This is a genomic window from Streptomyces sp. NPDC052114, assembly GCF_040680155.1.
GTDB lineage: Bacteria > Actinomycetota > Actinomycetes > Streptomycetales > Streptomycetaceae > Streptomyces.
The window spans coordinates 385112-406481 of record NZ_JBFAWC010000007.1 but is presented as its reverse complement, the minus strand read 5'-3'; the positions used below and the strand labels follow the sequence as shown (position 1 = coordinate 406481).

Annotated in this window: 12 protein-coding genes, 2 tRNA genes, 1 pseudogene and 1 riboswitch; of the genes and pseudogenes, 6 read left to right on the top strand and 9 right to left on the bottom strand. The window is 73.5% G+C overall.

All coding sequences use genetic code 11. From position 1 onward, the window contains the following. Positions 1-104 precede the first annotated feature (104 nt). Positions 105-878 (top strand): helix-turn-helix domain-containing protein, encoded by a 774-nt coding sequence (locus AB0L89_RS18630; protein ID WP_365141991.1) that lies wholly within the window; start codon positions 105-107, stop codon positions 876-878. Between the two features lie 250 nt (positions 879-1128). Continuing rightward, positions 1129-3150 carry a sigma-70 family RNA polymerase sigma factor gene (locus AB0L89_RS18625; RefSeq protein WP_365141989.1) on the top strand — a complete coding sequence of 674 codons (2022 nt, stop codon included), beginning with the start codon at positions 1129-1131 and terminating at the stop codon, positions 3148-3150. On the opposite strand, the gene AB0L89_RS18620 is transcribed toward AB0L89_RS18625, so the two are convergent. Both AB0L89_RS18620 and AB0L89_RS18615 read right to left on the bottom strand, forming a co-directional pair. Next, entirely contained in the window at positions 3147-6491 is a 3345-nt protein-coding gene (locus tag AB0L89_RS18620; protein WP_365141987.1) for a BTAD domain-containing putative transcriptional regulator, read from the bottom strand. The two genes, AB0L89_RS18625 and AB0L89_RS18620, sit on opposite strands and share 4 nt — an antisense overlap. Positions 6492-6598: 107 nt before the next feature. Beyond that, positions 6599-8683 (bottom strand): asparagine synthase-related protein, encoded by a 2085-nt coding sequence (locus tag AB0L89_RS18615; RefSeq protein ID WP_365141985.1) that lies wholly within the window; start codon positions 8681-8683, stop codon positions 6599-6601. An 873-nt stretch (positions 8684-9556) separates the two neighbouring features. Here AB0L89_RS18615 and AB0L89_RS18610 point away from each other — a divergent pair. From AB0L89_RS18610 to AB0L89_RS18595, 4 genes are all read left to right on the top strand, one after another. Beyond that, the gene (locus AB0L89_RS18610) at positions 9557-11005 is read left to right on the top strand and encodes an MFS transporter (protein WP_365141983.1); all 1449 of its coding nucleotides are present in this window, start codon (positions 9557-9559) and stop codon (positions 11003-11005) included. Positions 11006-11204: 199 nt separating this feature from the next. Then, positions 11205-12416 carry an L-2-hydroxyglutarate oxidase gene (lhgO, locus tag AB0L89_RS18605; RefSeq protein WP_365141981.1) on the top strand — a complete coding sequence of 404 codons (1212 nt, stop codon included), beginning with the start codon at positions 11205-11207 and terminating at the stop codon, positions 12414-12416. A gap of 368 nt (positions 12417-12784) precedes the next feature. Next, positions 12785-13594, top strand: coding sequence for a tRNA (guanosine(46)-N7)-methyltransferase TrmB (trmB, locus tag AB0L89_RS18600; protein WP_365141979.1), 810 nt, complete (start codon positions 12785-12787; stop codon positions 13592-13594). A gap of 97 nt (positions 13595-13691) precedes the next feature. After that, on the top strand, positions 13692-15017 hold the full coding sequence (locus AB0L89_RS18595; protein ID WP_365142036.1) for a PrsW family glutamic-type intramembrane protease: 1326 nt from the start codon (positions 13692-13694) through the stop codon (positions 15015-15017). A 7-nt stretch (positions 15018-15024) separates the two neighbouring features. Here the strand turns inward: AB0L89_RS18595 and AB0L89_RS18590 are convergent, their stop codons facing one another. The 7 genes and pseudogenes from AB0L89_RS18590 to AB0L89_RS18560 all read right to left on the bottom strand — a co-directional run. Next, the gene (locus tag AB0L89_RS18590) at positions 15025-15969 is read right to left on the bottom strand and encodes an aldo/keto reductase (RefSeq protein WP_365141977.1); all 945 of its coding nucleotides are present in this window, start codon (positions 15967-15969) and stop codon (positions 15025-15027) included. Positions 15970-16119: 150 nt separating this feature from the next. After that, positions 16120-17151, bottom strand: a complete 1032-nt coding sequence (locus AB0L89_RS18585) for a M23 family metallopeptidase (protein ID WP_365141976.1) — start codon at positions 17149-17151, stop codon at positions 16120-16122. A 47-nt stretch (positions 17152-17198) separates the two neighbouring features. After that, positions 17199-17346: riboswitch (cyclic di-AMP (ydaO/yuaA leader) on the bottom strand. Positions 17347-17567: 221 nt separating this feature from the next. Continuing rightward, complete coding sequence (locus AB0L89_RS18580) at positions 17568-18710, bottom strand: PP2C family protein-serine/threonine phosphatase (protein ID WP_365141974.1); 1143 nt, start codon at positions 18708-18710, stop codon at positions 17568-17570. 242 nt (positions 18711-18952) lie between these two features. After that, a tRNA-Met gene (locus AB0L89_RS18575) sits at positions 18953-19026 on the bottom strand. A 46-nt stretch (positions 19027-19072) separates the two neighbouring features. Next, entirely contained in the window at positions 19073-20308 is a 1236-nt protein-coding gene (locus AB0L89_RS18570; protein ID WP_365141972.1) for an alginate lyase family protein, read from the bottom strand. A gap of 427 nt (positions 20309-20735) precedes the next feature. Continuing rightward, positions 20736-20808: transfer RNA gene (locus AB0L89_RS18565), tRNA-Lys, on the bottom strand. A gap of 163 nt (positions 20809-20971) precedes the next feature. Beyond that, positions 20972-21370, bottom strand: a pseudogene (locus AB0L89_RS18560) (RNA helicase); the annotation flags it as partial.

Below are 21370 nucleotides of genomic sequence, written 5' to 3'. Positions count from 1 at the left end.
GTCGAGTCGGGGTTCCGGCTCGTGGCAGGGCTCACTCCTCGCACACCGGTTGTCAATGACGGGGAGTGTCTCCGGGGGGAGACGTCATTACCGGGGGAACGTATATGCACACTCAGGAGACCCACTGGACTTCCGCCGCAGCGACGGCAGCAGCCGTCGCCCCGAGCGGGAACGGACGAGACATGGGGGAAGGAGCGCGCACGACACCACTGCGTGTCGACGCACAGCGCAATCTCGAACATGTACTTCGAGCGGCACGCGAAGTCTTCGGCGAGCTGGGTTACGGCGCGCCGATGGAAGACGTGGCGCGCCGCGCGCGGGTCGGTGTCGGCACCGTCTACCGCCGCTTCCCGAGCAAGGACGTGCTGGTCAGGCGCATAGCCGAGGAAGAGACGTCCCGGCTGACCGACCAGGCGCGTGCGGCGCTCGGGCAGGAGGACGAACCGTGGTCGGCGCTGTCGCGCTTCCTGCGGACGTCCGTGGCCTCGGGCGCGGGGCGGCTGCTGCCGCCGCAGGTGCTGCGGGTGAGCGTCGAGGACGGCGCCGCCAAGGAGGACGAGGCGCGGGTGCCGCAGCAGCGGCAGTCGCTCTCCGACTCCCCCGAGCTGCGGCTGATCGAACAGCGCCAGGCGCCGGCCGAGGAGTCGGCCGGCGTGGGCGACGACTCGGGGGCGGCGACGCTGCTCGAGGTCGTCGGCCGCCTCGTGGAGCGCGCCCGTGCGGCGGGCGAGCTGCGCGCGGACGTGACGGTGTCGGACGTCCTGCTGGTGATAGCGACGGCGGCGCCCTCGCTGCCGGACGCGGCGCAGCAGGCGGCGGCGTCCTCGCGGCTGCTCGACATCCTGCTGGAGGGGCTGCGCTCGCGGCCCGCTTCGTAGCGGATCCGGTCGGATCCGGTCGATTTCCCGGGCTTTCCGGGCGCTTCCGGGACACGTCATGCGGCGGAGGGCTCAACTTCGCGTCAGAGAGCGGATGTTGAGCCTTCCCCGAATGAGTGAACGGTAGTGCTCGATTTCGGGAAGTCGCCCCGGACGGGTGGTTGCCCGTCTCGGCTCTCGGCCGGAGCGCGGCCGTGTGGCACTCTTTCCCGGTGGTCGGGTCTGAGTGTGCAACCGGGGGCGTTCCGCGATGAGTGTTGACGGTCGGGACGAGCCGTCCGCCGGGTTCGGCGAGGATCCCTCCTCGGGAAGCGGCGGCACGGAGACCGGCGGGCTGCCCTCCCAGCAGGTGCCCAGTCAGGGCGGGCCCGGCGGCAGCGGCGGGACCCCGGCCGGGTCCGGCACTCCGGCAGGGTCCGGCGCCCCGGGGAGCTCCGCGGGTGCGGTGTCCGGCGCGGCCGATCCCAGCGTCCCTCCGCAGCGCGGGGGCGGCCCGGGTGCCTCGGCGCCCCTGGCCGGCGAAGCCCCGGTGTCCGACGCCGACTTGATCTCCCGCATGCGCGCGGGCGACGACTCCGCGTACGAGGAGCTCTACCGCCGTCACGCGGAAGCCGTGCGCCGATATGCGCGCACCTGCTGCCGTGACGCCCACACCGCCGACGACCTGACCGCCGAGGTCTTCGCCCGCATGTTGCAGGCGGTGCGCGGCGGCAGCGGGCCCGAGCACGCCGTGCGTGCGTATCTGCTCACCACGGTGCGCCGGGTCGCCGCCGGGTGGACGAAGTCCGCGAAGCGGGAGCAACTGGTCGACGACTTCGCGCTGTTCGCCGCGCAGGCCGCGCGCGGCTCCGAGGTCTCCGACGACGACACGCTCGACCTGGGCGCCGACGTCCTCGCGATGCACGAGGCCGAGCAGTCGATGGCCATGCAGGCGTTCCGGAGTCTGCCGGAGCGCTGGCAGGCCGTGCTGTGGCACACGGAGGTCGAGGAGGAGTCCCCGAGCGCCGTCGCCACCCTGTTCGGCCTCGACGCGAACGGCACGCGCGTGCTCGCGAGCCGCGCCCGCGAGGGCCTCAAGCAGGCCTACCTCCAGGCGCACGTGAGCGCCACGCTCACCGAGAGCGAGGAGTGCGCGCGCTACGCCGACCGGCTCGGCGCCTATGCCCGCGGCGGCCTGCGCACCCGTGCCGAGCGGGGCCTGCGCAAGCACCTGGAGGAGTGCGCCAAGTGCCGGCTGGCCGCGGGCCAGATCAAGGAAGTCGCCAGCGGCATCCCCGCGGTCGTGCCGATCGCCGTCATCGGCTGGTTCGGTGCCGCGGGGTACGCGAAGGTGGCCGCGCTCGTCGGCGGCGGCACGGTCACCGCCGGTGCCGCGGGCGCCGCGGGTGCGGCCGCGGCGGGCGGATCGTCGGGCGGGGCCGCCGCGGGCGGTGGCGCCGCGGGCGGTGGCGCCGCGGCGTCCGAGGGGCTCGGCGCCCCGGCCAAGGCCGGCATCGCGGCGAGCGTCGTCGTCGCGGCCGGGGTCGCCGCGGCGATCGCCCTCACCGGAGGCGGCGGCAAGCCCAAGGAGGACCCGCCCAAGGCCAAGGAGCCCGCGGTGTCCGAGTCGATCGTGCCCCAGAAGCCGCCGCCCCCGACGCCGAAGCCCAAGCCGACTCCGCCGCCGCCCGCGCCGAAGCCGACGCCCACTCCGCCGCCGAAGCCGCAGCCGAAGCCCCCTGCGAAGGAGAAGCCCAGGCCGAAGCCGACACCCCCGAAACCGACGCCGAAGCCGACGCCCAAGCCCACTCCGCCCAAGCCGACGCCCAAGCCGACGCCGACCCCGCCGGCCCCGGCGCCGGTGGTCTACCAGTGGAGCGAGCTGGAGTACGGCGCCACCGGCGACGGCACCAAGCCCGAGATGCGGCTCGGCGAGAGCAGCTGGGTGTGGCAGCGCCGGGGCATGTCGATCGGCGACAAGCAGTACTCCCACGGCGTGACCGTGCACGGCGAGTCCTCCGTCACGATCGACCTGAACCGCAGCTGCACGACGTACGACGCGCTCGTCGGTGTCGACGACATGACGATGGGACTCGGCAAGCTGCGCTTCTCCGTGTACGCGGACGGGGCGCGGCTGTGGCAGTCGCCGCTGATACAGGGCGGCGACCCCGCGGTGCCCGTCCAGGTGAACATCAGCGGGCGCAAGACGATCCGGCTGGTCGTCGAGCCGCACACGCCCTTCGACTCGGTGGCGCTCGCCGACTGGGCGCAGTCGCGGCTGCGCTGCACCTAGCCCGCGACCGCGGCCAGCTCCGCGACGACGTCCTCGGGGGTGAGCGTGCTGCCCGCGGTGGACTCCGTCTCGTAGCCCCGGGTGCCGAGGGCCGCACGGGCCAGCTCCTCGACCTGCCGCGCGTCGGCCTCGGCCTGCGCCGGGCGCCGGAAGCCGGCCCGCAGTTGTGTGGCGGTCGCCAGCACGCGGGCCGCGCGCGCGTGATCGCCCAGTCCGCTCAGGAATCCGGCCGCGGTGTCCACCAGGGAGGCCACGATCACCTCGGAGCACTGCGTGGCGACGGCCGCCCGCAGAGCCCGGGTCAGGATCGGCAGGCCCGCCTCGGGGCCGTCGGCGAGGGCGACGACCCGGGCCTCAAGGCCGCTCAGGGCCGCGGCGAACTGCGGTGGCGGGGTGCCGATCGTGGACTCGCGGCGGGCCTCCTCGTACAGCTCGCGGGCCAGCGTGGAGTCGCCCTCGTCCAGGGCCATCGTCGCCCGCAGCAGCCCCACGAAGGCCCGTGACTCCATCACCCCGTACCGCTCGGCCTCGGTGCTCGCCTCGTCCAGCATCTTCGACGCCACGGCCGTGCTGCCCTCGTGATAGGTGAGCTCGGCGAGCCGGGCCATCAGGAAGGACGTCTCCGCATAGGCACCCACTTCGTAGGCGAGGCGCAGCGCCTCCTCGAAGGCGACACGGGCCTCCTCGTAGCGGCTGCGGGCCATCGCGGCCTCGCCCACCGCGCTGCTGACCTGCGCGCGCAGCCAGCGGTCACCGACGCGGTTGCTCCGCATGCGGAGCTCGTCGAGGTCCTTGTCGATGCCCGCGAGGTTGCCCGGGGTGTCGACGGCCATGTGCGTACGGAACATCAGGATGACGCTGAGTTCCCAGTCCCCGCCGTACGTGCGGCAGTTGGCGATCGACCGCTCCAGGGAGGGCCGGGCGTCCTGGGGCAGGCCACCGGTGAAGAAGATGGTGAACGCCCAGATCAGACCGGGGAAGCGGGCGCTCTCGGGCCCTTCCCTGTCGAAGGCGCGGCGCACCTGCGCCACGTACTCCAGACGCTCCTCGCCGTCGACGAGCAGCGATCCCGCCGTCCTGGACTCCTCCACGAGGAACAGATGGAGGAGCCGCGCCTCCATCCACGGCCAGTACAGCGGGTCGTCCTGCGGCAGGGCGGTGACCGGCGGGGCGAGGCTCAGGATGCGGCTCAGCCACTCGGCGCCCTCCCTGCGGTAGTTGCGCAGCCACCAGAACCAGGCGGTGTTCAGCGCCGTGCGGATCACCTGTTCCATGGCGCCGGCGTCGAGGCCGCGCTGCAGGGCCGCACGGATGTTGTCGAGCTCGGTCTCCAGGCGCTGGATCCACGGCAGCTGCTCGGCGGAGCGCAGCAGGGGCTCGGCCTCGGCGACGAGTGCGCCGAAGTAGGCGCGATGGCGGGCCTGTGCGGCGGCGTGCAGCTCGGGGACCTCGGCGACGCGCTCGGTCGCGTACTCGTGGATGGTCTCCAGCATGCGATAGCGCATACCGCCGTCGCCCGTGCCGTCGCCGGGCGTGGCGACGACCAGGGACTTGTCGACCAGCGCGCCGATCAGGTCCGTGGCCGGGCCCGTGCAGACCGCCTCGGCGGCCGCCAGGTCCCAGCCGCCGGCGAAGACGGACGCCTCGCGCAGCACGGTCCGCTCGGCCTCGCCGAGCAGGTCCCAGGACCAGTCGACGACGGCGCGCAGGGTCTGCTGGCGGGGCAGGACCGTGCGGCTGCCGCTGGTCAGGAGGCGGAAGCGGTCGTCGAGGCGGTCGGCGATCTGGCGCGGGGTGAGCAACCGCAGGCGGGCGGCTGCCAGTTCGATGGCGAGCGGCAGACCGTCCAGGCGCCGGCAGATCTCGGCGACGGCCTCGGCGTCCTCCTCCGGGGCGAAGCCGGGCCGCACCGCCATGGCCCGCTCGACGAACAGGCGGTGCGCCGGGTCGGGCGGGAGGGGCTCGACGGGGCGCACCGATTCGCCCGGCACGCCCAGGGGTTCGCGGCTGGTGGCGAGGATGGTGAGGTCCGGGCAGCGCGTGAGGAGGGTCTCGGCGAGCTCGGCGGCGGCGTCGATGACGTGTTCGCAGTTGTCAAGGAGCAGGAGCAGTCTGCGCGGGGCGCAGTACTCGACGAGCAGGGCGACCGGGTCGTCCTGCGGGGCGGTCAGCTCGCTGGTCATCAGCACGGTCTCGCGCAGGGCGAGCGCGCTGACGACAGCGCCGGGCACCGCCTCGGGATGGTCGAGCGGGGCGAGCTCGGCCAGCCATGCCTGCGGATGCCCGGCGGCGGCTTCCTCGGCGAGGCGGGTCTTGCCGGAGCCGCCCGGTCCGGTGAGGGTGACGAGGCGGGCCCTGTGCAAGTCGGAACGGATGGCGTCGAGTTCAGGTTCCCGGCCGACGAAAGAGGTCAAGCGGGTGCGGATGTTCCCCTTCCGCCCGGGCCGCTCCGGTCGCTCGGACTGCTCTGGTCGTTCGGACCGCCCGGGCCTCTCGGACTGCTCCGGCCGTTCGGACCGCCCGGGCTGTTCGGACCGCCCCGGCCGCCCACCCCGCTGCCCCGGCCGCCCGGACCTCTGCGCCCCGTCCGGAGACACGGCCGGGCCCGACGGCCCCGGCCTGTCCGGAACTCCCAGCAACTCGGCGTGCAGCGCGCGCAGTTCCGGCCCCGGATCGGTGCCGAGCCCCTCGGCGAGGGCGCGGCGCGCGTCCTCGTAGGCGGCGAGCGCGTCGGCGCCGCGCCCGGCGTCGCGCAGGGCACGGATCAGCAGGGCCCGCAACGCCTCGTCGTACGGCTGGGCGGTGGTCAGCTCCCGCAGCTCCGGTACGACGTCGGGGGCGCGGCCCAGCAGCAGGTCCGCCGCGATCCGCGCGCGGACGGCCTCGGCGCGCTGCGCCTCGGGGCGCGCAGATGAGCTGCGGTCGGGCAGGTCGGCCAGGGCGGGGCCGCGCCACAGGGCGAGCGCGTCGCGCAGGGTGCGGGCGGCCAGGTCCGCCTCGCCGCGGTCCAGGGCGGCCCGGCCCTCGCGCGTGAGGCGCTCGAAGCGGTGCAGGTCGACGTCCTCGGGGGCGACGGCGAGGCGGTAGCCCCCGGGGTCCGAGGCGACGGCGTCCTTGCCGAGGGCGCGGCGCAGCCGGCCCACGAGGGCCTGGAGGGCGGCCGGGGCGTCGGCCGGGGGTTCGTCGGCCCAGACCTCGTCGATGAGGGTGCTCACGGCGAGCGTGCGGTTCGCGTGGAACGCGAGGACGGCGAGGAGGGCGCGCAGGCGCTGGCCCCCCACCGGGAGGGGGGTGCCTTGGCTGTCGTACGCCTCCGTGGCGCCCAGGATTCGATACCGCACCGGCTCATTCTCCCCGGTGGGCCGCCGGAGGGCTCATGGTTTAGCGGCGCGCCCGGATCGGTGTCCCACGGTCCGACGCCCGGCGACCCGCACCCGGCGGCCCCCGCCTAGCGACCCGCGCCTAGCGCGCCCCTCTGCGGAACCACACTCCCCGTAGGAACCGCTCGTTGCCGTGCTGGCGTCCCCGTCCAGCACGTGCCTCTTCGCGACAGCAGCCGCCGGAGCCACAGTTCGGTGGAGACCAGGTCGGCGAGCCCGTCCAGGGGCAGTGGCTCCCCCTCGGCGGCGGACCGCAGGGCCTTGCGGACGACGTGGGCCTCGACCAGGCCCGCCTGGGCGAGGAGAGGCGTGTCGAAGAGGGCGATGAGGTCGTCCACCGCCACGCGCAGCCCGGTGCGGGCGGCCGCCGCGTTCGAGGCGTGCGACGGGGCGCCCCAGCCGGGCGGCAGCTCGGCGACGCCCGCGCCTTCCAGGACCGTGCGCAGGATCGAGGCCCGCGCACCCGGCTGGACGCGCAGGTGCTCGGGGAGCGCACGGCACGCGCGGACGACCTGGTTGTCCAGGAAGGGCGCGTGCAGGCGCTGGAAGCGGACCTCGGCGGCCTGCTCCAGGACGCGCAGGTCGGCGGCGTGCCGGGCGAGGGCCGCCCGCGCGCGGAACTCCCCGGGACGCTGTCCGGGGCCGCCGGGACGCATCGTCGTGTCCTGGAGGCGAACCGATACTTCAGCGAGGGCCTCACCGGTCAGCCAGCGCGCGGCGGGGCCCGGTCTGGCCCAGGCGAGCGCGGCGAGCGACGCCCCCACGACCCCGCCCGGCTCGTCGAAGCGGCGGTTCAGCAGCCGCTGGGCGAGCGATTCGACGCCCGCGCGGTGCGGCATGCGGGCGAGCTTGCGGGCCGCGCCGTACACGCGCGCGGGGACCATCACCGAACCGTCCGCCTTCGCGAGCGCCGCCACGGGACGGACCATGTGACGGCGTCTGCGGTCCATCAGGAGGTCGGCGAGGCGGGCCGGGTGGGCGTCGAGGACCTGCCGGGCGCCGTAGCCCGTGAAGTGGTCGGCGCTGCCCGAGGCGAGCCGGGCGCGGTGGCGCTGGGCAGTCACCAGGGCGGCGCTCGGCTCGTCCGTCAGCGGCCCGTCCAGGTCGGCGTAGGGCAGGGCGTCCTCGCCCGCCGCGACGACCACGTGGTGCAGGCGCGGGTTGGCAGCGATGGCGCCGGCGCGCTCCAGCTCGGCCTCGCGGCCGTTCACCGCCAGGTCGTTGAAGGTGACGGCGAGGAGCCGCTCCCCCGCGCCCGTGCCGTGGCCGAGGACCGTGCCGGGCATGCCGGGCAGACCGGCCGCAAGGAGAGCGAGGGTTCCCGAGGCGGGTCCTCCGGAGAGGTCGGCTCCGATGCCGGGGACCGGCATCCCGCGGGCCGCGCGCCGCTCGGCGGGCCCCATGCCGGGCACCGGGCCGGGGTCGATGTCCGTGCCGGGCACGTGGCGGGGGGCGGTGAGCCGGGCGCGTACCGCCTCCACGAGGGCGTCCCGGACGCCGTCCACCGCGCCGTCGGCGTCGGCCGAGGGGGCCGCGACGGCGAGCGAGGCCACCGGTTCGTACCCGGCGACCTCCCGTGCGCCCGCGCGCAGGATCAGCGCGTGCCCCGGGGGTACGCGCCGCACGCCCTGGTACGGCGTCGAGTCGTGCAGCGCCTCGGGGACGTCGGGGGCGGCGAGCAGCGCCGCCAGGTGGCCGATGTCGAGGTGGGCCTCGATGAGGTCGGCCAGCGGCAGGGCGGCCGTCGCATAGGCGGTGCCGTCCGCCCAGGGGGTGTAGAAGACCGGGCGGGCGCCCGCGAGGTCGCCGGAGACGGTGACGCGGCGGCCGACCTGGACGACCGCCGTGTAGCTGCCGGACCAGGCGGTCAGATGGCGCAGGGCGCCCCCGCGCGCGGCGAGGAGACCGGCCCGCAGCTCCTCGTCGGAGGCCCCGCAGGTGCCGAGCACCGCGAGGCGGGTCCGCTCGTCGACCGTCACTGTCCGTACCTCGTCGGCGCGCCAGTCGCCGACCGCCCAGAGCGGATCCGGGTCGCCCCACAGGAGCTGGGAGCCCACGGGGTGCACGGTCTCGCCGTCGCTGCCGGTGGCCCCGGCCGAGCCCACCACCGAGGGCTTCGCGGCGGTACTGCTCCACCCCACCAACCACCGCATCGCTGCCTCCACAGGCTGTGGACGGGCCGGCGGACACATGCCGCCGGGCACGGCCGACCAGTGCACCGAAGAACTGGGGTCCCATGCTGCCACGAAGGAGGCGCGCGAGAGGGCCCGCGGGACCGCTTGCGCGTCAGTGAATCCGCCCTGGAAGAACGGTGGTTGAAGAGCGGAACGAAGCACCTCTCCTTGAGGATGCCTCGCGAAGGCCTTGTGCATGCCGCGTGCGCGCCGCGCGCGTACGCTCGCGCACGCCTCGCGCAGGGGTCTGAAGGTCACTCGTGAGCGTGGTCGCTTTTCGGCCAAATCGGCCTGTGATGAGCCCAGAAAGGAACCGTTCGAAGGCAACACTCAGTCCGGGAGGCGGTGTTCGCCTCCCGGACCGGTCCGCCGCCCGCGGGGATGGAGGCGGCGGTGTCCCCCAGCCCACTGACTCCAGCGCAGCGGGCCGACCCACGCATCGTCAATGGAAGCGCTCCCGTCATGGCCGGAGAAGAGCGCACGCACAGGCGCACGGCCACACAGCGGGAGCACGCCCCCGTGTCCTCGCGCTTCCGCACGGACAACAATCTCGCCATCCGGAACTGCGCCTCTTAACGCTTGGGATGCGGCGAACTACGCTGTGTGTGCTGATGTTTTCGCGGAGGCATATACCTGGAGGATCGGCCAATTGCTCTTGCGGCCGGGATTCCGGCCACGCGTGCGGGGCTTCGGGCTAGGTGTCCGGACCGCGGTGCCGTGGCCCGGCCGGGGCGCTCGTGACGCATGTCACGACGCTCATGGCCGAAGGTGGCACCGCCCCCGGGGGAACGCAGCACGAATGCCGCGCGGTCCAGCCACTGCCCGGCAGCCGTCTGTGTCGAGGGGTGGCGCATGTCCAGGGAGCAACGCGGGCCGAACGAAAAGCTCGGCACCGTTCTCGCCCTCGCGGGAATCAGCAATGCGGGACTCGCGCGCAGGGTCAACGACCTAGGCGCTCAACGCGGGTTGACGCTCCGTTACGACAAGACTTCGGTGGCCCGCTGGGTGTCCAAGGGCATGGTGCCGCAGGGCGCCGCCCCGCACCTGATCGCGGCGGCCATCGGGCAGAAGCTCGGCCGTCCCGTGCCGCTGCACGAGATCGGCCTCGCGGACGCCGACCCGGCTCCGGAAGTGGGCCTCGCCTTCCCCCGTGACGTCGGGGCGGCGGTGAAGTCGGCGACCGAGCTGTACCGCCTGGATCTGGCGGGCCGGCGCGCGGGCAGCGGCGGCATCTGGCAGTCCCTGGCCGGTTCCTTCGCGGTCAGCGCGTACGCGACACCCGCCTCGCGCTGGTTGATAACCCCGGCCGACAGCTCGGTGGCACGCGACGCCTCGCGCGACGTGCCGCGCGACGCCGCGCACGCCGACGACGCCGGGGCGCCGATGAAGGTCGGCCACAGCGACGTACTGAAGCTGCGGGAGGCCGCCGAGGACGCGCGGCGCTGGGACTCCAAGTACGGGGGCGGCGACTGGCGTTCCTCGATGGTTCCCGAGTGCCTGCGCGTCGAAGCGGCACCGCTGCTGCTCGGCTCCTACTCCGACGAGGTCGGGCGCGCCCTCTTCGGGGCGTCGGCCGAACTGACGCGGCTCGCCGGGTGGATGGCGTTCGACACGGGCCAGCAGGAGGCCGCCCAGCGGTACTACATCCAGGCGCTGCGCCTGGCGCGCGCGGCGGCGGACGTCCCCCTCGGGGGATACGTGCTGGCCTCCATGTCCCTCCAGGCGACGTACCGCGGCTTCGGGGACGAGGGCGTCGACCTCGCGCAGGCCGCCCTGGAGCGCAACAGAGGCCTGGCCACCGCGCGCACGATGAGCTTCTTCCGGCTCGTCGAGGCGCGGGCACACGCGCGTGCCAACGACGCGCAGGCCGCGGGGGCGGCGCTGCGGGCCGCCGAGGGCTGGCTGGAGCGGGCCCGCGACGGGGACAACGACCCCTCCTGGCTCGGCTTCTACTCCTACGACCGCTTCGCCGCCGACGCCGCCGAGTGCTACCGCGACCTGAAGGCGCCGCGGCAGGTGCGGCGCTTCACGGAACAGGCGCTGTCCCGGCCCACGGAGGAGTTCGTGCGCTCGCACGGATTGCGCCTCGTGGTGTCGGCGGTCGCCGAGCTGGAGTCCGGGAACCTCGACGCGGCCTGCGAGCAGGGCACGCGCGCGTTGGAGGTCGCCGGTCGGATCTCGTCCGCGCGGACCACGGAGTACGTGAAGGATCTGCTGCACCGGCTCGAACCGTACGGGGACGAGCCACGGGTGGTGGAGCTGCGCGAGCGGGCGCGGCCGCTCCTGATGGCTCCGGCGTAGGCTCCTCGGCCCGTCCCGCCGCCCCGCGGTGGGACGGGCCCGCATGCCTGCGGGGCGCCGCCGCGTGCCGGGGGCCGGGGGTTAACGGACGGGTGGGCCCGCGTGAACCGTGCGAAGCCTTGGGCAAGGATCCGGCTCGCGAGGTTTGACGGCGTTGTCAGTGGCGCAGGGCAGTATCTGTGGTGGGAGGTGAGGCGCGGTGAACAAGGTCGCGTACGACTGCGACGTGCTGGTGATCGGCGGCGGGATCGTCGGGCTCGCGACGGCGTATGCCCTCACGCGCACCGCCCCGGGCATCGCGGTGACGGTGCTCGAGAAGGAGCCGGGCCCCGCCCGCCACCAGACGGGGCGCAACAGCGGGGTGATCCACAGCGGGATCTACTACCGGCCCGGCTCGCTCAAGGCGAGGTACGCGGTGCGGGGCGCCGCCGAGATGGTCAAGTTCTGCGCGGAGTACGGCGTCGCGCACGAGGTCACCGGCAAGCTGATCGTCGCCACGGAGCGCGACGAGCTGCCCCGCCTGCACGCCCTGGTCCAGCGCGGCAGGGAGAACGGCATCCCGGTGCGCGAGCTGGGCCCCGCGCAGATCACCGAGCACGAGCCGGAGGTCCGCGGCCTCGCCGCGATCCATGTGGGCACGACCGGCATCTGCGACTACAGCGCGGTGGCGGAGCGCCTCGCGGAGGCCTCCGGCGCCGAGATCCGGTACGGCGCGCGGGGCGAGGTCGTCCGCGTCGACCGCAGGACCGACCTCGGCGTCGCGGTCCGCACCGCCGACGGCGGCGTGGTGCGCGGCAAGGTCCTCGTGAACTGCGCGGGGCTGCGGTGCGACGAGGTCGCGCGGCTCACCGGGGACGACCCGCAGATGCGGATCGTGCCGTTCCGGGGGGAGTACTTCGAGCTGGCGCGGCCCGAGCTGGTGCGGGGCCTCGTCTATCCCGTGCCGGACCCGGCCTTCCCCTTCCTCGGGGTCCACCTCACGCGGGGCATCGACGGCGGCGTCCACGTGGGGCCGAACGCGGTCCCCGCGCTGGCCCGCGAGGGGTATTCGTGGTCGGTCGTCCGTCCCCGCGAGCTCGCCGGGACGCTGGGGTGGCCCGGCTCCTGGCAGCTGGCCCGCCGCCACTGGCGGTACGGGGCGGGTGAGCTGCGGCGCTCGGCGTCCAAGTCCGCGTTCACCGAGGCGGTGCGGAGGCTGCTGCCGGCGGTCGAGGCGAGGGATCTGGTGCCGGCGCCCGCGGGGGTGCGGGCGCAGGCCGTTCTGCGGGACGGCACGTTGGTCGATGACTTCCTGATACGGGAGGGGGCGCGGGCGATTCACGTCCTGAACGCGCCTTCGCCGGCTGCGACGGCGTCTCTGCCCATTGGGCGGGAGGTTGCGCGGCGGGCGCTTGATGTCTTGCGGGGGTGAGGGGCGCGGGGCGCGGCGCGCGGCGGGAGCGGTCTTGCGCGGTTCCCTGCGGGGCGGGGGCCGTCTTGCGCAGTTCCCCGCGCCCCTGAGCGGTTCGGGGTGGGTTGGGCTCCCGGCTTCCCTGCCGGTCGGATGGCGTTGCTCGCGCAGTTCCCCGCGCCCCTGACGGGGCCGTCGATGCCCAGCCCACCGTTTCCGCCAGCCCCCGACGGGGCCAGGAGTCGCTCAGCTCGCCGCTTCCCCGCCCCTCGGACGGGGTCGCTCGCGCAGTTCCCCGCGCCCCTAACGGGGCCCGCCAACGCCCCTGCCCATCCCGTGCCCCCGACCGCGCGACCCCTCCCCCTCCCTCCCCCTAAAATTGGCTCACTGTGTCTGACTCTTCCCATACCCCCGAAGTCTCCTCGTCGGCCGGGCGGGCGCAGGGTGCGCCTCGGTTTCCTGGTGGGCCCTCGCCCGATCCCGCGGGGTCGCACCACGAGCGGCGGATCCGTAGCTTCCAGCCCCGGCGCAGCCGGGTGACCACCAGCCAGGGTGATGCCCTGCGCCGGCTCTGGCCCAAGTGGGGCCTGGACATCGACGGGCTGCGCACCCTGGACCTCGCCGAGCTGTTCGGGGACGGCGAGACCCGCTCCGACAAGCCCGTCGTCCTGGAGATCGGCTTCGGCATGGGCGAGGCGACCGCCCAGATGGCCGCCGCCGACCCGGACACCGGCATCCTCGCCGTCGACGTGCACACCCCCGGCCAGGGCAACCTGCTGGGCCTCGCCGAGCGGAACGGCCTGACGAACGTCCGCGTGGCCAACGGCGACGCGATCATCCTGCTCCGCGAGATGCTCACCCCCGCCTCGCTCGACGGTCTCCGCGTCTACTTCCCCGACCCCTGGCCCAAGGCCCGCCACCACAAGCGCCGCCTGATCCAGCCGGAGTTCCTGACGCTGGCCGCGCCCTCGCTCAAGCCCGGCGCGATCCTGCACTGCGCGACGGACTGGGAGGAGTACGCCGAGCAGATGCTGGAGGTGCTCACCGCGCACCCCGACTTCGAGAACACCCGGGCGGACGGCGGCTACGCGCCCCGCCCCGACTTCCGCCCCCTCACCCGCTTCGAGGGCCAGGGCCTCGACAAGGGCCACGTCGTCCACGACCTGCTCTTCCGCCGGGTCACCACCGCCAGAGGCTGAGGCACCGTCGCGGCCACCCCCATCCCTCGTTAGGGTCAACGACGTGGCCTCCAGTTCTCCGTATCCGATACCCCCCGAGGCACCCGCCCCGGGGGAGCTGCGCCGTGTCCGCTGGTGGCAGCGGCGCGCGATACGCGTGGCCGCGCTCGTCACCCTGCTCGCCCTGTCGGGCCTGGTGATCCTCGCCCTGGTCAGGGAGCAGACCGGCACCCAGGGCTTCCTGGTCGGGCTCGGCCTCGCGATCGTCCCCGTCCCCCTGCTGGTCGCCGCGTTCCGCTGGCTGGACCGGGTGGCCCCGGGCCCCTGGCGGAACCTCCTCTTCTCCTTCTCCTGGGGCGCCTGCGCGGCCGCGCTCATCGCGATCGTCGCGAACAGCTTCGCGATCCGCTGGATAGCCACCGCCACCGCCGACCCCACCAGCGCCGACACCCTCGGCGCGACCGTCATCGCCCCGATCGTCGAGGAGAGCGCGAAGGCCGCGGCGGTGCTGCTGGTCTTCCTCTTCCGCAGACGCGACTTCACGGGCCTCGTCGACGGCGTCGTCATCGCGGGCGTGACCGCGACCGGCTTCGCGTTCACCGAGAACATCCTCTATCTGGGCAACGCCTACGTCACCGACCAGCTGAGCCGCGACAGCGGCCTCGCCTCGGTGACGGCCGCGACCTTCTTCGTACGCGTGGTCATGTCGCCGTTCGCGCACCCGCTGTTCACGGTCCTGACCGGCATCGGCTTCGGCATCGCCGCGTTCTCGGCGGACCGCATGCGGGTGCGCCGCGTCCTCATACCCCTGACCGGACTGCTGCTCGCGATGGGCATGCACGCGCTGTGGAACGGCTCGGCGGTCTTCGGGCAGTTCGGCTTCTTCACCGTGTACGCGGTCTTCATGCTGCCCGCGTTCGGGCTGCTGACCTGGCTCGCCATCTGGACCCGGCAGCGCGAACTGCGCATGATCAGCGCCGAGCTGCCCGTGTACACGGCGGCGGGCTGGCTCACCCCGCCCGAGCCGTACGCGCTCGGCTCGATGCGCGCCCGCGCGCTGGCCCGCGACTACGCCTCGTACACCTGGGGCAAGGCCGCGGCCCGCACGGTCGCGGAGTACCAGGAGTACGCGACCTCGCTCGCGTTCCTGCGCCACCGGGGCCGCCGCGGGCGGGCCGGCGCCGACTTCGTCGTACGCGAGCGGGAGTTGCTGGAGAAGCTCTGGGAGCGCCGTGAACCGGCGCGCCCGGCCCTGGACTACGCGGCACGGGCGACGGCACCGGTCATGGTCCCGATGCCGTACGCGGCGTACGGCTACCCGTACGGGCCCGCCCCCTACGCCGCCCCGGCATGGGGCCACACCCCCTACGCCCCGCCCCCGTACGGGCAGCCGCGGCCCCACCCGGCCCACGGCTACCCGGCGTACAACCCCTACCGTTCCTAGCCGGCGGTCAGGCGGAGGCCGCCGTCAGCGCGGCCAGCTCCGCCTGCGTGAGTTCGAGGTCCGCCACCGCGAGCAGCGCCGGCAGCTGCTCGACCGTGCGCGCGGACGCGATCGGCGCCGCCACGGTCGGCTGCGCGGCCAGCCACGCGAGCGCCACGGTCGCCACCTGGACGCCCCGCGCCCCGGCGATCCCGTCGAGCGCGGTCAGGACCCGGTCGCCCCGCTCGGTGCCCAGGTACTGCTCGACCCGGCCGCTGCGCGCGCTCTCGACCTTCGTGCCCGGACGGTACTTGCCGGTGAGGAAGCCCGCGGCGAGCGCGAAGTAGGGGACGGCGGCGAGGCCGGAGCGCGAGGCGACCTCCTGGAGCCGGCCCTCGTAGGTGTCCCGGGAGACGAGGTTGTAGTGCGGCTGGAGCGCGACGTACCGCGCGAGGCCCTCGCGGTCGGAGAAGTCGAGGGACTCCTGGAGCCGCTCGGGGGTGATGTTGGAGGCGGCGATGGCGCGCACCTTGCCGGCCGTCACCAGCTCGTCGAGCGCCCCGATGATCTCCTCGACGGGGACCGACGGGTCGTCGAAGTGCGTGTAATAGAGGTCGATGTAGTCGGTGCCCAGGCGGCGCAGGGACTGCTCGGCGGCGGCCTTGATGGTGCTCGCGGACAGGCCCTTGTAGTCGGGGTGGGAGCCGACCTTCGTGGCGACGACGACGTCGGAGCGGTTGCCGCGCCCGGCGAGCCACTCGCCGATGAGGGTCTCGGACTCGCCGCCCTTGTTGCCCTCCACCCAGGCCGAGTAGGCGTCGGCGGTGTCGATGAAGTTGCCGCCCGCCGCGGTGTAGGCGTCGAGGACGGCGAAGGACGCGGTCCGGTCCGCGGTCCAGCCGAAGACGTTGCCGCCGAGGGAGAGGGGGAAGACTTCGAGGTCGGAGGGGCCGAGGGGGCGAAGAGAGGTCATGCGTCCCTCAACACCCTTGGCGGAAAGGGAATTCCGTCGGTCGGTTCAAGGGAGCGTCAAGTACGGGCATGCCGAACCGGCAGCCCTGACGTCGGGGGGTCGCCGTCAGGACCGCCGGGGTCTTCGGGGTGCGTCAGGGGTTGGGGTGCGTCAGGGGTTGAGGCCCTTGCCCTGCAGCCAGCCGAGCGGGTCGATCCCGGTGCCGTCGGGCGTGTGGACCTCCATGTGGAGGTGCGGCCCGGTGACGTTGCCGGTCGCGCCGACGCGTCCGATGACGTCGCCGGTGCTGACCTTCTGGCCCGCGCTGACGTTGAGCGAGGACTGGTGGCAGTACCAGATCTCCGTGCCGTCCTCGAGTTCGAGCACGGTGCGGTAGCCGTACGCCCCGGCCCAGCCCGCCTCCTTGACGGTGCCCGTGTGCACGGCCTTGAGGGGGGTGCCGGTGGGGGCGGCGAAGTCGAGGCCGGTGTGGTGGCCGGAGGACCACATGGAGCCGGCGTCGCCGAAGTGCGAGGTAAGCGTGTACGAGGAGGTCGGGATGACGTAGCTCTTGGCGAGCTTGGCAAGACGCTCGGCCTCGGCCTTGGCCTTGCGGGCCTCCTCCTCCTTCTTCTTCTTGGCGGCGGCCTTGGCCTCCGCCTCCTTCTCGGCCGACTTCTGCTGGGCGGCGGCTTCTTCCGCGGCCTTCTCGACGGCGGCGTCCTCGGCCGCGGTCTGCACGGCGGAGTCCGCCTGGTGCTGCTGGTTCTCGGCCTGCTGCATGATGCGGGCGCGCAGGGCCTCGCCGGCGTCGGTGGTGCCCTGCCGGGCGTCGGCGGTGCTGACGCCGGCGGTGCTGAGGGGGGTCGCGGTGGTGGATCCCTCGGAGTCCGACGCGTCGTCGGACATCAGGGAGCCCACGCCGGGAAGGGACTTGGCCTCCGGCAGCGAGTCCGTGACGGCGCCCAGGTCGGGCATCGATATGGAGACCGGGGGCTTGCCGCCCTGCGCGGTGGCGATGCCGCCCGCGCCGACGGCGGCGATGACGCCCACGCCGAGGACGGTGGAGCTGCGGGCGAGGCCGCCGCCGCCCTTCTTGTGCACACGGTGCCTGCCGCGGACGGGACGAATGGATTCCTCGGTGGGATTCCACTCCTCGAAGGGTTCCTCGGCGTACGGACCGAAGTCGTCGTCATTGGGCACGTACACGCCTCGGGGGGCAGGCCGGTTGGACGCCACTGGGGCGCACTCCTTTCCTTCCTTCTCGCCTACCGGGTTAGCTGACGGGTTCGGAGCAGGAAGGTCTCCTACGGACATCCGGCACAGAGGCACAGATGCCCGATTCACCCCAAGTTGGTGGTTCCCCGGCTCCCTTGCGGGATTAGGCGCGTGCGCACGGAGCCGCCTCTAGTGACGGCTGGGACGACCGCGCTGCGTTATCGAACGTTAATAGACGGCGGGTCGGTATTCCAAGCCGTTCCTGTTGATCGTTAACGCTCTTCGGCCGTACGTACCGGGACACGGAGGTTCTGAACGGGGCGACTTGACCCCTCGTCGGCCTCTACCGGAGCTTCACATTCCGTTGACAGTACGTCAGTTGTTGTGCAGAGGGGTGCACTTCAGTCACGGGGAGTGACGTCGGGGTCGTCGGCGGTGGGTCGCCGCACGGCGAGCAGCGCCATGTCGTCCGTCGTGGCGCCCCCGGTGTGCCGCCGCACCTCCTCGGCGAGCGCGGCGAGCAGCGCGTGCGGGCCCGCGCGCCCCGGGAAGATCCGGCCGCCGAGCCGGGCCGCCGGGTCGTAGAACTCCCCCGCCACGTCACGCGCCTCGGAGAGGCCGTCCGTGTAGAAGAGCAGCAGCGCGCCGGGCGGGAACTCCGTCTCGTCCGCCCGGTCCGGCCAGGCCCCCAGGTCGCCCATGCCGAGCGGCAGCGCGGGCTCGGTCGCCGACAGGACGCACAGCCGGCCGTCCCCGCGCAGCAGCATCGGCGGCGGGTGCCCGCGGTTGATGAGCCGTACGAGGCCCTCGCCGTGCCGGATCTCGGCGAGGACGGCGGTGGTGAACCCCTCGAAGGCGTCGAGGCCGTCGCGCCGGGTCCCCTCGCGCGCCAGCGCCCGCTCCAGGCGCTGCGCCACCGCCTCCAGGGTGGCCTCCTGCTCGGCGGCCTCCCGGAAGGCACCGATGACGACGGCGACCGCGGCGACCGCGCCCATGCCCTTGCCGCGTACGTCGCCGACGATGAGCCGTACGCCGTGCGGGGTGTCCTGCACCGCGTACAGATCGCCCCCGATGAACGCGTCGGCCTGCGCGGCCTCGTACCGCGCGGCGATGTCGAGCCCCCCGATGCGGGGGTCCGGCTCGGGCAGCACCGCGCGCTGGGTGGCCTCGGCGATGGAGCGGGCGGTGGCGAGCCGGTCGTTGCCGCGCCGCACGACGCGGTTGATGACGACCGCGAGGACGGCGACGGTCAGCACGGTGATCAGCTCGGTGACGGCCTCGACGTGGCTGGTGCCCTGGTGGCCGTAGTGCAGGAAGAAGACGGCGGAGGCGGCCGCGGCGCCGGTCAGGACGGTGTTGAGCTGCGAGTAGAAGGGGGCGGCGATCAGCGGGGCCGCGGTGAACAGGGGCGCGGCGGTGAACTCCGGCGGGGTCGACGCGTCGAAGACGACGCCGACGACGAGGAGCAGGAAGGGCAGGGCGCGGACGAAGGCCCACTCGTGCGCGGTGGCGCCGCTGTCGCCGGTTACGCCTTGCTGCCCCACCGCTTGTCTCCCGCCGACTCCGCGCCCATCACCGCGCTCCATTCAGGCTTCCCGCAGCGCGGGGCGGGTGCGACCTGGTGTGGGCCGACCGGGTTACGCGGAAGGGCGGAGAACGGCACCGGACGACGGCAGACCACGGCGAACGACGCGGAACAGCAGCGAACGACGGCAAACGACGGCGAACGGCAGCAAACACCGAGGGCCCGGAACCAATTGCTTGGTTCCGGGCCCTCGGCCTTCAGTAGCGGGGACAGGATTTGAACCTGCGACCTCTGGGTTATGAGCCCAGCGAGCTACCGAGCTGCTCCACCCCGCGTCGGTGAACCCAACAGTACGCCATTGGGAGGGCGGAAGCGAACCGGTTACGCGTTGCCCGCGTGCGTGAGGGTCTCCCAGGCCACGAAGAGGTCGTCCGTCCCCTCCGGACGCCGCTGTTCCGTGTACTTCTCGGTCTCCGGCATCTTCAGGCCGCGCCGCCCCTGCAGATGGTTCAGGCCGACCTCGGTGTCGGGCCCCATGTCGCGCTGGACCGTGCCGCCGCACAGCCACTTCGGCGCCTTGGCGCCCAGCTGGTACTTGGAGTGGAACTCGAAGGCGGCCCGCAGCCGGTCCTCGACCTCGCCGTACAGGTCGACGCCCTGGTGGTGGGCGGTCTCCGCCATGTGCGAGGTCGCCGCGAGGGAGTAGCTGGCGTGCTTGAAGTTGCGGCAGGTCTCCTGGGAGAGCCCGTCGGCGAAGGTGCCCTGCCCGAACCAGTACTTCTTCAGCTCCGCGGCGGTGTCGATGCCGCTGCCCTCCGGGGAGACGGGCAGCTTCCCGTCCGACTCCAGGTAGAAGTACGCGGGCACGCGCGTCCGGAAGTGGTGCACGGCCTTCTCGAAGGTGGGGTGGTCGTCGAGGAAGACGGCCATGCCCATGGTCGCGTCGGCCATCACCAGGTCCCAGTTGCCGTTGAAGTCGGCGGAACCGTTCTTGACCTGCGGCAGATAGGCGTTGCGCAGCATCCGCTCGAAGCGCAGCAGCTGCCCGTCGCTCCAGCCGTCGTACGTGTACCGCACGGCCTCCGCGGCACGCGCCCACGACGAGGCGGCCCAGGCGGTCTGCAGCCCGGCGTTGGCCTCGGTGTGCCCGGTGATCACCTTCGACCAGGCGTCCATGATCTGCACGGCCTTCTCGGCGTGCGCACGGTCCTTGGTGATGTTCCAGAGCAGGGCCTGGGTGTACGCGGCCAGCGCGTCCTCGCGCTCCTCGACGCAGCCCCGCCCCGGCCGGGTGTCGGGCGGGCACTCCACGACGGCGTACGGGGTCGCCTGATAGTCGTCCGCCGCGTACTTGCTGTCCCGCATCTGCTCGAACGCGCCCAGCCACGGCTGCTCCCGCGCCCGCACATGCGCGCGCACCCGGTCGAGCTGCTCCCCGCTGACGAGCACGCCGGGATGCTCGAACGGCAGATCGAGCGGCCGAGCGGCAGCGGTACGCCCGCTCTCCCCACCGCCCTCTCCTGCGCCGCCCCCGCACCCCACGGCGAGAACGACGAGCAGCCCCACGACGAGCCCCCCGACCCCACGCCGCGCCGCCCCGCGCACGCCTGCCGCCATCCTGCACCTCCGGCTCACCCTGCGGACCTGGCAACCCAGCGTGTCCCGCCCACGGACCCCCCGCACGGCGGGACTCTCCGTTCGGGCGAGTGCCATGGGGCGGAGTTTCGTTTTCTGTCCCGCGTGGACCCGAACTCTTCGTTCAGACGGCAGACCTGGCCGCCGAGCGGTGCCAGGCTGTCCCCGACACGAAACACGCACCTGGTGCGGGGACAGGCCGATCCCCTCCGGCCGACGCTCCGCACCCCTCGCCCTCCCCGGCATCCGGAGCATGCGGGAGCCGCCCCGGCAGGGAACAAGCCGGATGGGCCAGGGCCGGAGCTGCACGAAACTGTCGGCGTCGCAGCTCCGGCCCCATACGGCGGGCCCCTCCCCCCGAACGACATCAGGCCCCTGGTCGGATTCCTCCGACCAGGGGCCTGCGCGGTAGACCGTGTGGGACTCGAACCCACAACCAATGGATTAAAAGTCCACTGCTCTGCCAATTGAGCTAACGGTCCGCGTCGGTGCACCCCCGAGCATAGCGGGACCGGCCCCGGCATCCGATCGGGTATCGCCGTCGAGCGTCCGTCCACATGCCGAAGGGCCCGTACGACAGGTGTGTCGTACGGGCCCTTCGTCTTGTCCTGCCGGGCTACGCCCCGGCTACGGCCTGGCTACGCGTCAGCCGTTGCGCTTCCAGCGCGGCTTGTCGTCGCGGCGGCCGAAGGAGCTGCCGGAGCGGTCGTCGCGGCGCTGGTACGACGGGCGGTCGTGGCCGCCGGCGCGGTGGCCGCCGGCGGGACGGTCGTCGCGGCGGTCACGGTTGAACGGACGGTCGCTGCCACGGTGACCACCGGAGGGGCGGTCGTCGCGACGGAAGCCGCCGCGGTCGTCACGGCGGTCGCGGTTGAAGCCGCCACCACGGTTGTCGTCACGACGCTCGAACGAACGGCCACCACGGTCGTCACGACGGTCACGGTTGAAACCGCCACCACGGTTGTCGTCACGACGCTCGAACGAACGGCCACCACGGTCGTCACGACGGTCACGGTTGAAACCGCCACCACGGTTGTCGTCACG

Coding starts and splice junctions, on each gene's coding strand:
- AB0L89_RS18630 (WP_365141991.1), top strand. CDS start 105: ATGCACACTCAGGAGACCCACTGGACTTCCGCCGCAGCGACGGCAGCA.
- AB0L89_RS18625 (WP_365141989.1), top strand. CDS start 1,129: ATGAGTGTTGACGGTCGGGACGAGCCGTCCGCCGGGTTCGGCGAGGAT.
- AB0L89_RS18615 (WP_365141985.1), bottom strand. CDS start 8,683: ATGCGGTGGTTGGTGGGGTGGAGCAGTACCGCCGCGAAGCCCTCGGTG.
- AB0L89_RS18610 (WP_365141983.1), top strand. CDS start 9,557: ATGTCCAGGGAGCAACGCGGGCCGAACGAAAAGCTCGGCACCGTTCTC.
- AB0L89_RS18590 (WP_365141977.1), bottom strand. CDS start 15,969: ATGACCTCTCTTCGCCCCCTCGGCCCCTCCGACCTCGAAGTCTTCCCC.
- AB0L89_RS18570 (WP_365141972.1), bottom strand. CDS start 20,308: ATGGCGGCAGGCGTGCGCGGGGCGGCGCGGCGTGGGGTCGGGGGGCTC.